Source organism: Petrotoga sp. HWHPT.55.6.3, from assembly GCF_002895495.1.
GTDB classification, from domain to species: Bacteria; Thermotogota; Thermotogae; order Petrotogales; family Petrotogaceae; genus Petrotoga; species Petrotoga mobilis.
This window is the reverse complement of record NZ_AZRJ01000008.1, coordinates 46,960-58,406: the sequence shown is the minus strand read 5'-3', so window position 1 is coordinate 58,406 and position 11,447 is coordinate 46,960. Positions and strand designations below refer to the sequence as shown.

The following is an 11,447-nucleotide window of genomic DNA, read 5'->3' as shown; positions in this document are numbered from 1 at the left end:
TAAAATAAAATGTATATCGATATTCATTGTCATCTATTACCTGGAGTTGATGACGGGGTAAAAACTATTGAAGAAACATTAAATGAACTGAAAAGGTACAGAGAAAACGACATTACCGATGTTATTTTTACACCTCACGTTAATCATCCCTCGGTTAAAACAGATATAACCAACATCAAAGAAGTTTATAAAAAGATAAAAGATAAAATAGAAAATGAAATTGGTTTAAGGACTTATCTTGCCTCAGAATTATATCTAACTCCAGACCACAAAGATTTTATTCCTTTTAATTCATTTGTCTGGATAGAATTTCCAACAAAACCTATGCCTATTTACGCCCTAGATTCGATATTTAATTTACAATTGGATGGTTATGAAGTTATTCTCGTACATGTGGAACGATACAAATGGTTATATGAAAACAAAGACATCATTCAAAGAATGAGAGAAATGGGTGTGCTTTTCCAAGTCAATTTTGAAGGATTAAAAACTCAAGAAGGTAAATATTATTTTGATAATTATTTGGTGGATTTCTTAGCCACTGATAATCATGGAAGTTCGAATAGAGAAGAAGTGGATTTAAGTTTATTCAAAAAATTTTCCGAAATAACCAAAAATGCCTTTGAAATTTTAGGGATAAATTCTTAATTAAAACCTTCTAGAATGATTCTTAATCAATTTTTTTGATAATTCCTGAAGTAGCTAATTTTAAGTAATTCCTAATGGGGCGGTGGGCGGGAAAAGATAAAATCCTTTGGAGGTGTCGGTAACGAAGCTCGAATTAATGAGCAAAGAAGAGTTTGAAATATACAAAAAGAAAATGTATGAAGAATATGCAAAAGTTTTGGCTGAGAATTTGTTGATTCCATATGAAGAAGCCTTGGCAAGAGCTGAGGATCAAATTGATACCATCTGGAACGAAGATGTTAAAAAAGGGAAAAACTACGGTTATAATGTTATAACAGGTAATAACGAACACGTCGGAAGAATATGGGTTTTTGTTAATTATAGTTCTAAAAAAGCGTTTATATACGATATTAGGATTTTTCCACAGTATCAAAAAAAGGGACTTGCAAAGAGTGCTATAAAAGAATTAGAAGAAACATTAAAGAAAGAAAACGTAAAATCTCTTGAATTGAATGTCTTTGGAAACAACAAAGTTGCGTATAATTTGTATAAAAATCTTGGATTCACCGAGACATACATTAATCTGATGAAAGGCTTTCAAAAACAGAGAATTGTAACTTTGCCAAAATTTTTGAAATTTTTAGAAACTCTCTTTTTAAAATCAGGGTATAGAATAGTCGCTATCGAAATGAGAAAAAAATTAAAATAAAAAACCTCCGTAAGGAGGTTTTTAAGTTATTTTGTTTACTTTTAAATTAGAATTGTACGCCTGCGTAAACCTTGAATTTTGGTCTCAACTGGAACTCACTCTTATAAACTTCGTCATAATCCTCAGCTACTGTTGGTTTTTCAAATAAGACATCTGCACCTACATTCATGTCGAGGTTTTGAACTACAAAGTTTGCTCCAGCTCCACCGCCGAAACCTAAACTGCTTGCTACAACCTTATCTTCACCCAATCCGAAGGAATAGTTAACCAAGCCTTGTACATACATTCCAAATGGTAAGTCTGGCAAGAAAGCGTTTAAGCTCTGTCTGTAACCAGCGTTGACACCCAAACTCATTTGAGATAAATCTGTAGCTACATCACTTTCATTGACAAATTCTGCTGGAAAATAATAATCAAAAGAACCGCCGACTAACAACGCTCCACCTTCTACACCTAATTCATCGTACAGATAGTTTGCACCAACACTAACACCATGCATCATCACAGATGTTGCAACATCTGTGTCACTAGCCGCTAACGATGCATTCACATAACCACCTGTGACTTCAAATGCAGCGAAACTAAATACAGCTAACATACCTACCAACAACGTTGCAAAAACCTTTTTCATCTTTTTTCCCTCCTCTCTGAGATTTTATAGAAACTATGATAAAAAAACCCACTAATCTTTAGTGCTTATTGTATCACATTTATTTTATATCTCTAAGAAAAAATGAATACATTTTGTTGAATTTCGATGAAATCCGGTGTACTTTGTTTTAAAAGATTAAGAGAAACTATGTAATCTAACTTACTGTTTTTTTGAACAAACTTGTTTGTTAAATCGTTTTTATAAGAGTAATCGTTTTTATAATTTTTATTTTTAACGTTTGGATCTGATTTGATCAATTTGTCAGAATGACTTTTAGATCGGTTGTGTGATGTACTTGCCATTGCGTTAAAAGCTGAATTATAGTCTTGGTGATAGTTGAGATCAGTTAATTCTTTAATTTTCATTGTGTAATCATCTGTAAAGGCTAAATGATAGACCCCTATAGTAATCATTGATTTCTCATTTTGATCCATTTCTGACTCGCCAATCAATTCCATTAAATTGAGATTACCGTGAATAGAAGAAACTAAAGATAAATTATCCAAATCTGTGAATCGATTGTAAGACGTATTACTTGCGAAAGACGAAAATATAAACAATAGAAAAATTAATAGAATGCTAGTGAATTTCGTAGCTTTTATCATAATTACTTCACCTCCTGAAATTAACCCGTTATATCGTCATAAAAAATCTGTATCTACGCCCCTTTAATTTGTTTGCTTTCAATGGTATAATAGACTACGTTCCTTAAAATTAGATTAAAAGAAAGGGGTAGTTCAGATGTTTGATCCATTAAAATTTGCTTATCCATCAAGAAGGATCCCCATTTATGCGAAAAACGGAATGGTAACAACAACAAACCCATTAGCTTCTGAGATAGGTATAGATATTTTAAAAAAAGGGGGTAATGCCTTCGATGCGGCTGTTGCAGTGGCAGCAGGCTTGACCGTCTTGGAACCTACTTCCAACGGTATAGGTAGCGATGCCTTCGCTATACTTTACAAAGACGGTAAACTATATGGATTGAATTCCAGCGGATACGCTCCAAAAAATCTCACCTTGGAACTAATGAAAGAAAAAGGGTTTGAAAAAATACCTCCGTTTGGTTGGGAATCAGTAACTGTTCCAGGTGCTCCGGCTGCTTGGGCAACTTTGTCTGATAGATTTGGTGTCCTTCCTTTTGAAGACTTATTAGAACCATCCATAAAATATGCAAGTGAAGGTTTCCCCGTTTCGCCTGTGACAGCAAAATCATGGCAGAGCGCTTTTAAAAGGTATAAAAAAGAGTTTAAGGGAGAAATTTTTAAAACATGGTTTGAAGTATTTGCCCCGAATGGGAAGGCACCTGATGTTGGAGAAATTTGGAAATCAACTTATCACGCCGAGACTCTAAAATTAATTGCTGAGACAAAAGCAAAAAGTTTTTATTCTGGAGAGTTGGCACAAAGGATGGTTACATTTTCAAAAAAGACGGGAGGCTACTTTTGCCAAGAAGATTTAGAAAGTTATGAACCTATATGGTTAGAACCACTTAGTGTAAATTACAGAGGATTTGACGTATGGGAATTACCACCAAATGGACAAGGTATAATTGTTTTGATGGCTTTGAACATACTAAAAGGCTTTGAAATGAGATGTAAAGAAGATCCAGAAAGTTACCACAAGCAAATAGAAGCCTTAAAGTTAGCTTTTAGCGATGGATTGAAATATATTACTGATATAGAAGAGATGAAAGTATCAGTAGAATCGCTTTTATCAGAAGAATATGCAAAAAAGCGAAGAAATCTTATAGGTGAATATGCACTATTACCAGAGGCTGGAGATCCATATTCCGGAGGAACGGTTTACTTTGCAACCGCGGATAAAGACGGAAATATGGTTTCTTTCATTCAAAGTAACTATATGGGATTTGGTTCTGGAATAGTAGTTCCAAATACTGGTATAAGCCTTCAAAACCGAGGAACAAGCTTTTCTTTGAATGAAGAAGATCACAACTGTTTAAAACCACTAAAAAGGCCATACCATACCATTATACCTGGATTTATAACCAAAGAGAACAAAGCGATAGGGCCTTTTGGAGTTATGGGAGGGTACATGCAACCACAAGGTCATCTACAATTTCTTAATAATTTTATTGATTTTCATTTGAATCCTCAGGCAGCTTTAGATGCTCCAAGATGGCAATGGGTAAAGGGCAAGGAAATTATGGTAGAAAAAGAATTTCCGACGTATATTCTAGAGTCTTTAGTAGATAAAGGTCATCAAATAGAGGTTTCATTAAATTCCTCTAATTTTGGAAGGGGACAATTCATATATAGAACGGACGATGGTGTACTGATAGGGGGCACCGAACCAAGAGCGGATAGTAACATATCTTGCTTTTAAAAGAAATTTAATGTAAATTCCAAAAAGATTCTAAAAAATGGTGGTACAATATAGTTAGATAAGCTAACTATATTGAGGTGAGTAAACTGACGCAAAAGGTTATTAATCTGCTTATTTTTTCGTCCATAAGTAGCTCTTTTTGGGCAATTTATAGGGTTGTTTTTAATTTATTTTTAAGAGATTTGGGTTATACAAATCAGTTCATTGGTCGAATGACCTCTTTAGAGATGTTGGGTGCTGCCATCCTAGGGATCTTGATAGGGATCCTGGGGGATAGAATCGGAAAGAAAAAAATGATAATTATATCTTCCATAAGTTTTGGCATTCTATTATTGATCAGAAGTACGTTTCCCTATAAAAATATTTTATTAATCCTTGGATTTTTAAATGGTGGATTCATGACCTCTAGGAGATTACTTTTGGATTCTTATCTGATGGATGTTACCGATAGTTCAACTCGAGGAGCTGCTTTTGGATACAATTTTGCTATTTTTATGGCTAGCGGTGTTTTAGGGAATTTCGTAGGTGGTTTTATGGGAGAATATCTGGGTTTAGGGTTGACTCTTTACATAACAGGGATATGTTATGCCATATCACCCATATTATTAAGAAAATTACCCGAAAGCGTTAGAGATAAAAGAGTCACCCTTCAAAAAGTTTTAGACTTTTCCCAATACAACAAAGAAGAAAAATACATTTTAAAGTACTATCTTTTAAGAACGGCAGCAATATCTTTTGGAGCGGGATTGTTTGTCAATTTTGGGAATATTATATACAAAGACCTCTTCAACATGTCTCCTTCCTTGATAGGTATATCTCTGTCAATTGCACAATTTGGGGCGGCTGCTGGCTCTGCCCTTTCACCAGTACTTGGTAAAAGATTTGGTCCTTTTAAATATACATTCATTTTAAATGGTATAGTTATTCCGTTGATTATATGTTTAGGTTTCATCCGAAATCCTTTTGTTTTTGTTGTTATTTATGCACTAAGATTTACTTTCACAAATATGACCAACCCTGTGGAAACATCCTCTGTTTTGAGTGCTCTACCAAAGAATAGAGTCACATCGATATATAGCCTTAGAAACGCCGCCAATTTTTTGACAAGGTCTTTGGCTGCATTTATATTTGGAATCGTAAGTGTATTACCAAGTGGTTATACTTACTTGTTCTTAATTAGTTCAGTGTTTTATACGCTCGCACTAATTTTCATGTATAAATTATTCGTTCCTTTGAGGAAAAACGGTGTTTTGCATCAATTGTACAGTAATAATTCATAAAAAGCGTTTTAATACTTCTTCCTTTTTAGGGATTGAAGACTGAGCTCCTTTTCTTTCAACAGAAATTGCGGCGGCGGTATTGGCAAAGTTAAGGCTTTTCTTTAAATCTTTTGTTTCTGAAAAAGCTACGGCAAATGCTCCATTAAAGATGTCTCCTGCACCGGTACTATCAACAGCTTTTACTTTTAGAGGTTTAATTTTCGCTAAGTTTTCATCTTCATCAATGTATATAACGCCTTTATCTCCCATCTTTACAATCAAATTTTTTACCTTGCTAATTCTTTTAAATTCAAGCATTGATTTGTCGAGGTTGTTTTCGTCGAAATCTATCTTTTCTTTTTCACAAAGGAACATAAACTCTTTAATATTGGGAGTTAAAAAATCTATACCGTTTAAACTTTCTATCTTTGTATTTCCAACAGGGGCAGGATCGTAAATAATAGTTATCCTTTTTTCTTTTAACTTAGAAATAGCGTACTCAACGCTTTGCATGGGAATTTCATTCTGCAATAAACAAATATCTATTTCATCACCATATTGATCAAAAAACTTATCTATTTTCTCTTTGTCCACATTATCGTTGGCACCCGAGAAGATAATTATTCTATTTTCTCCATTTTTATCAACCTCTATATAAGCCCTACCTGTTTTTTCATTCTTTTGCACGTAATAACCTTCTATTTTATACTTTTTAAAGTTTTGAGAAATTTGATTCCCATATTCGTCATCACCTAGGCAGCTACAAAAGTAAACAGGCTTTTCAGATAACTTAGCGGCTGCAACTGCTTGATTTGCCCCTTTGCCCCCAAAATAAAAGTCCAAGGAAAGGGCTTTTTGGGTTTCTCCAGGAAGTGTAAAATGTTCAACGTTGAATACAATATCCATGTTACTGCTACCAATTACAGCGATCATGAGGTTATCTCTCCTTTGGATAGTTTCAGTAAAAGGGGCATAAAGCCCCTTTTTAAGTTATTTTGTTACCAATTGAAGTGGAACGGGGAAGTAAATTGTCTCTGTGGTCAAATATTCATAAGCTTTTTCAACTGCCAGTTCCCCCATTGTGTAAGGTTGTTGAGCTATTGTTGCACTAAGTTCACCACTTTCAACAGAAGCTAATGCATCGGGAGTGGCATCAAACCCAACAACGATTATATCCTGTAATTTCCCAGCAGCCTTTATTGCTTCCAATGCACCTAAAGCCATTTCATCGTTATGAGCAAAAACGGCGTCTACATCAGGATAGGCCTGAAGTAGGTTTTCCATAACGGTTAGCCCTTCAGCCCTGTTGTAGTTTGCTGTTTGTCTGGCTACTACTTCAATACCAGGATATTTCGATATTTCTTCGTTGAAACCTTGACCTCTTTCTCTTGCGGAAGAAGTTCCAGGAACTCCGACCAATTCTATAACCTTTCCTTCTCCTCCTAATTGTTCAGCAATAAAACTACCTGCCATCATTCCTCCAGCAACGTTGTCTGAAGCTATATGGAGCAAAACTTTTCCACCATTGGCACTTCTATCAACAGTTATTACTGGGATTTTAGCATCGTTTGCTTCTTCAATAGCTGATACAATAGCGTCGCTGTCCGTGGGATTTACTAAAATCATGTCGACTCTCTGTAATATCAGATCTTCTATGTCGTTTAGTTGTTTTGCTGGATCGTCTCGGGCATCAACTACCAACAGTTCTACCCCTAATTCATTTGCTTTATCTTCAGCACCGTTTGCTAAGTCAACAAAAAATGGGTTGTTCAATGTTGAAACCGATAAACCTATCTTTACTCCAAAACTAAACGTTGAAACAAACAACACTAACAATACAAATACTAATACCTTTCTCATCTTTCTCTACCTCCTTTGATATGTTTTTCTCAGCGCCCTTCCCCCGCTCCCCACCCAAAAGGAAAGGGAAAGCATTATCCCTTCGCCTATCGAAAAATGTTTTTATTCCTCTTTTTCTGAAAGAACAGCTAACAGTATTATGACTCCTTTAACTAAATCTTGATAAAATGGGGAAATATTCATCAAGTTCATTCCGTTGTTAATTGTTCCCAGAAGAAGGGCACCAAACAACGTTCCTAACACTCCACCTTTTCCTCCAGCTAAACTTGCTCCACCCAAAACGACTGTTGCTATTGCGTCAAGTTCATACCCTTGCCCAAAAGTGGCTTGAGCGCTGTTCAATCTTGCTGTCAAGATTATTGCGCTGATCGCACTAAAAAGTCCACTCAACATATAAACAACGGTTTTATATCTATCTACGTTTACTCCACTGAGTTTCGTGGCTTCCTCATTTCCTCCAATTGCGTATATATACAATCCCAATTTTGTTTTTTTCAGTATGTAAAGGGAAAGAAAAAATATACCTAACATAATCAAAATGGGGACTGGTATACCAAATATATCCCCTCTACCCAAAAATCTAAAACTATCTGGGAAAAGTGAGATGGGGATTCCTTCAGTGTATGCTAAGGTTAAGCTCCTTCCTATAGCCATTGTAGCTAATGTTACAATGAAAGGTTGGATTTTGCCTTTCGATATGACAATTCCATTAAATGCCCCTATCGCTGCGCCAATTAATAAGCCTACAATTATTCCTAATAGGACTCTTCCATCTTTGACTATGGAAGCCATAACAACAGCACTAAAAGCAAAGGTTGAACCAACAGATAGATCTATTCCTCCAGAAATTATTACAAGTGTCATTCCGAAACCGAGGATAGCCATTATTGAAACTTGTCTAATGACATTAACGATATTATAGAGATTAAAAAAGCTGTCTGTAAAAATTGAAAGTACCACAAACAAAATGATAAAACCAACAAGGGCAGGATTTTTTCTCATAAAAACTAAGAGAGTTTTAAACAATTTCAACCAACCCCATTCCAGCTTTTAGTATATTTTCTGGTGTCATTTCTTCCTTTTCCAATAAAGCTGTTTTCTTTCCTCTGTGCATTATCAGAGTTCTGTCACATAACCCCAAAATTTCCGGAATCTCTGAAGTCACTAATATCACTCCCATTCCTCTATTAGCTAAATCGTTTATGAGCTTATAAACTTCAATTTTAGCTCCAACATCTATTCCCCGAGTAGGTTCTACAAGGATGGCAATTTTTGGTTGTTTTAATAAGAATTTTGCTAATACAACCTTCTGTTGGTTTCCGCCAGATAAGTTTTTCACCTTTTGTTTGTTAGACGATACTTTTATATTATATTTTTGGACCTGATTTTTAGTTTCTTCGATAGCTTTTTTCCAATCAATATTGAAAATAGGAGCGAATTCTTCAGCATTGGGAATGGTTATGTTCTCAACAACAGTCAATAGCTGAACTAGCCCTTGGGTTTTTCTATCCTCAGGAACCAAAACTATACCCCTTTTCAAAGCTTGAGAGGGAGACTTGAGCTCTTCTACCTTTTGGTTTTCTACAATAAGGTTTTTGAAAGTTGATTTGTATGCCCCAAAAAGTCCTAATGCCAGTTCTGATTTTCCACAACCAACCAATCCTGTTATTCCAAATATTTCCCCTTCCCTAACTTCAAAAGAAAGTGGGTAGACCTTTCCAGGAATTTCAAATTCCTCAACTTTTAGGGCAATTTTGTCTCTTACCTTATTAAACTTGGGGAACATATCTTTTATTTCTCTTCCTACCATCATCTTTATCAGGTCATCTTGGTTTAGTTCTTCTAAATTTCCAGAACCAACCAATTTACCATCTCTAAGAACGGTTACTCTATCGGCAATTTGATAAACTTCCTCGAGTTTGTGGGTTATAAAAATAATAGAAATCCCCTTTTCTTTAAGATCCCGCATAACCTTAAATAAAGTACGTGTCTCGTGCTCGGTAATTGTAGCAGTAGGTTCGTCCATAACGATAATTTTGGCTTGTGATGCTATAGCTTTAGCAATTTCTACCAACTGTTTTTCTGATACGTTTAGATTAGAAACCTTTATTTTTGGGTCAATATCAAAATCAAGCATATTTAGATATTTTTTTGCTTCGATAGCCATAGATTTAAAATCGATATTCAAGAAATTACCTTTCTCTTTTCCTAAAAATATATTTTCTGCAATCGATAAATTTTCAGCCAGCATTAATTCTTGATGTATTATAGATATTCCTCTTTTTTTGGCTTCTATTGGGGAACGAAAGATTACTTTTTCTCCATTTAAAATTATCTCCCCACTATCAGCTTGGTAAATTCCCCCAAGTATTTTGATTAACGTACTTTTGCCCGCTCCGTTTTCGCCTAGCAGAGCGTGTATCTCTTTTTCTTTTAAGTTGAAGCTGACTTTGTCAAGCGCTAAAACCCCTGGGAAGGTTTTGGTAATATCTACCATCTCTAATAACATTAAAAAATCACCCCTGAAATCAATATAATATTTGAAAAGGGGGTACATTCTCCAGTTCTTATAAAAAATTTGGAATTTTTTGCCAAATCTTTAAACTCTTCATGTGATCTTTTCTCTATCTCTATATTTGAAAATATATCGAGCACTTTTTGATAATTTTTAAGATTGTTTGCCTCCATTTCACTGGCAATAATAACTTTCTCTACTTCTAATTCGTATAAAACCATTTTTATGGTATCGATAAAATTTGGTATACCTTTATCAAAAACCAAGTCAACAAATGTCGCATCTTTTGGTATTGGATAACCCATATCAACTATACTTAACATATCTTTATGTCCCATCGATGCAACAAAATATGATATCTTAGAATTGAATATGCCTTGCTTTTTCAAATTAGTTTCTCCTCCTCGTACTTTCTCGAATAATTATCTCGTTCTCAAACTGTTTTACAGGGATGTGATCTGTTGTTTTTGAAAGTATTGTAAAGATCATTTCTCCAGCTGTTTTTCCCATTTCATACATAGGTTGTTTCACAGTCGTTAATGGTGGTGAGAACATTTTACTAAAGGCGATGTCGTCGTAGCCAGTTACGCTTACATCTTTTGGCACTTTCAAACCCTTTGATTTAAAATGTTCTATAACTCCATAAGCCAACAAATCGTTTGCACATACCACAACGTCGGGAAGATTTTTAATCTTTTTAGCAACTGAAATCCCCGATTCATGAGTATACTCTCCCTCATATATTTTAAAATCTATATTGTATTCATTTGCAAAATCTTGGAAGGCTCTTAATCTTTCAGCTGCACTGAATATTTCTTTCTTACCGCTGATAAATATGAATTTTCTGTGATTTGAATTGTATAGATATTCAAGTAATTTATGCATTCCATTGTAGTTGTTTGAACAAACGTAAGAAAATTTATTGCTTTTAATGACCCTGTCTATGAAAACGGTTTTTACATTTCTGCTTATGAGACTTTCAACATGGTCACCTATGCCTGAGTACAAAATCCCATCGACTTTCTTTTCGATTAATGTTTTAAATAATTTTTTTTCTTCAGAAATGTTGTTATCCGAATTGCATATAATCAAAGAAAAGCCTTTTGATCTTAGAAAATCTTCTGCTCCTCTTACTATAGTTGCAAAAAAAGGGTTGGCAATATTTGGGATGATTATACCTATTGTCTTAGTGTATCCTACTCTTAAACTTCTGGCGAGAGAATCGGGATAATAATTCAACTTTTCAATTGCCTTTAAGACCTTTTCTTTCGTTTCTTTTTTTACTGGTAAGGAACTGTTTACCACCCTTGAAACAGTAGATATGGAAACCCCCGCTTCTTTTGCTATATCTTTTATAGTTACTTGTCTATTCATAAAAACCACCTTGTTACAATTATTATGCAAACGTTTTCGAAACTACTTAATTAAAGTATATCTCTAAATAATTTAAATTGCAAACTTGATTATGGGTGATTAGAG

At 34.6% G+C, this 11,447-nt stretch carries 12 protein-coding genes; 4 read left to right on the top strand and 8 right to left on the bottom strand.

Features of this window, described 5'->3' with window-relative positions; all coding sequences use genetic code 11:
- Nucleotides 1-9 precede the first annotated feature (9 nt).
- Both X926_RS03000 and X926_RS02995 read left to right on the top strand, forming a co-directional pair.
- A complete protein-coding gene (locus X926_RS03000; protein WP_012208768.1) occupies nt 10-648 on the top strand; it encodes a CpsB/CapC family capsule biosynthesis tyrosine phosphatase in 639 nt (212 codons plus the stop codon).
- 136 nt (nt 649-784) lie between these two features.
- A complete protein-coding gene (locus X926_RS02995) occupies nt 785-1,336 on the top strand; it encodes an N-acetyltransferase (protein ID WP_103064936.1) in 552 nt (183 codons plus the stop codon).
- A gap of 46 nt (nt 1,337-1,382) precedes the next feature.
- Here the strand turns inward: X926_RS02995 and X926_RS02990 are convergent, their stop codons facing one another.
- Entirely contained in the window at nt 1,383-1,967 is a 585-nt protein-coding gene (locus tag X926_RS02990) for an outer membrane beta-barrel protein (protein WP_103064935.1), read from the bottom strand.
- A 92-nt stretch (nt 1,968-2,059) separates the two neighbouring features.
- Nucleotides 2,060-2,593 carry a hypothetical protein gene (locus tag X926_RS02985; RefSeq protein ID WP_103064934.1) on the bottom strand — a complete coding sequence of 178 codons (534 nt, stop codon included), beginning with the start codon at nt 2,591-2,593 and terminating at the stop codon, nt 2,060-2,062.
- Nucleotides 2,594-2,729: 136 nt separating this feature from the next.
- Here X926_RS02985 and X926_RS02980 point away from each other — a divergent pair, with 136 nt between their 5' ends.
- Together X926_RS02980 and X926_RS02975 are read left to right on the top strand one after the other, a co-directional pair.
- Nucleotides 2,730-4,334: a gamma-glutamyltransferase family protein gene (locus X926_RS02980; protein WP_103064933.1), complete on the top strand. Its 1,605-nt coding sequence runs from the start codon at nt 2,730-2,732 to the stop codon at nt 4,332-4,334.
- A gap of 77 nt (nt 4,335-4,411) precedes the next feature.
- Complete coding sequence (locus X926_RS02975; protein ID WP_158245183.1) at nt 4,412-5,614, top strand: MFS transporter; 1,203 nt, start codon at nt 4,412-4,414, stop codon at nt 5,612-5,614.
- Here the strand turns inward: X926_RS02975 and rbsK are convergent.
- From rbsK to X926_RS02945, 6 genes are all read right to left on the bottom strand, one after another.
- Entirely contained in the window at nt 5,609-6,526 is a 918-nt protein-coding gene (gene rbsK / locus X926_RS02970; protein ID WP_103064931.1) for a ribokinase, read from the bottom strand. The two genes, X926_RS02975 and rbsK, sit on opposite strands and share 6 nt — an antisense overlap.
- Nucleotides 6,527-6,583: 57 nt before the next feature.
- Nucleotides 6,584-7,453, bottom strand: coding sequence for a ribose ABC transporter substrate-binding protein RbsB (gene rbsB, locus X926_RS02965; protein WP_012208749.1), 870 nt, complete (start codon nt 7,451-7,453; stop codon nt 6,584-6,586).
- Nucleotides 7,454-7,555: 102 nt separating this feature from the next.
- Entirely contained in the window at nt 7,556-8,455 is a 900-nt protein-coding gene (locus X926_RS02960) for an ABC transporter permease (RefSeq protein ID WP_041534308.1), read from the bottom strand.
- A 16-nt stretch (nt 8,456-8,471) separates the two neighbouring features.
- Nucleotides 8,472-9,962, bottom strand: a complete 1,491-nt coding sequence (locus X926_RS02955) for a sugar ABC transporter ATP-binding protein (RefSeq protein ID WP_103064930.1) — start codon at nt 9,960-9,962, stop codon at nt 8,472-8,474.
- A complete protein-coding gene (gene rbsD, locus X926_RS02950; protein ID WP_103064929.1) occupies nt 9,962-10,357 on the bottom strand; it encodes a D-ribose pyranase in 396 nt (131 codons plus the stop codon). The genes X926_RS02955 and rbsD overlap by 1 nt, the downstream gene beginning before the upstream one ends.
- 1 nt (nt 10,358) lies before the next feature.
- Nucleotides 10,359-11,342 carry a LacI family DNA-binding transcriptional regulator gene (locus tag X926_RS02945; RefSeq protein ID WP_103064928.1) on the bottom strand — a complete coding sequence of 328 codons (984 nt, stop codon included), beginning with the start codon at nt 11,340-11,342 and terminating at the stop codon, nt 10,359-10,361.
- Between the last annotated feature and the right edge of the window lie 105 nt (nt 11,343-11,447).

Bases quoted from the DNA above. Each gene is read 5' to 3' on its own strand.
- X926_RS03000 (WP_012208768.1), top strand. From the start codon at position 10: ATGTATATCGATATTCATTGTCATCTATTACCTGGAGTTGATGACGGG.
- X926_RS02995 (WP_103064936.1), top strand. From the start codon at position 785: ATGAGCAAAGAAGAGTTTGAAATATACAAAAAGAAAATGTATGAAGAA.
- X926_RS02990 (WP_103064935.1), bottom strand. From the start codon at position 1,967: ATGAAAAAGGTTTTTGCAACGTTGTTGGTAGGTATGTTAGCTGTATTT.
- X926_RS02985 (WP_103064934.1), bottom strand. From the start codon at position 2,593: ATGATAAAAGCTACGAAATTCACTAGCATTCTATTAATTTTTCTATTG.
- X926_RS02980 (WP_103064933.1), top strand. From the start codon at position 2,730: ATGTTTGATCCATTAAAATTTGCTTATCCATCAAGAAGGATCCCCATT.
- rbsK (WP_103064931.1), bottom strand. From the start codon at position 6,526: ATGATCGCTGTAATTGGTAGCAGTAACATGGATATTGTATTCAACGTT.
- rbsB (WP_012208749.1), bottom strand. From the start codon at position 7,453: ATGAGAAAGGTATTAGTATTTGTATTGTTAGTGTTGTTTGTTTCAACG.
- X926_RS02960 (WP_041534308.1), bottom strand. From the start codon at position 8,455: ATGAGAAAAAATCCTGCCCTTGTTGGTTTTATCATTTTGTTTGTGGTA.
- X926_RS02955 (WP_103064930.1), bottom strand. From the start codon at position 9,962: ATGTTATTAGAGATGGTAGATATTACCAAAACCTTCCCAGGGGTTTTA.
- X926_RS02945 (WP_103064928.1), bottom strand. From the start codon at position 11,342: ATGAATAGACAAGTAACTATAAAAGATATAGCAAAAGAAGCGGGGGTT.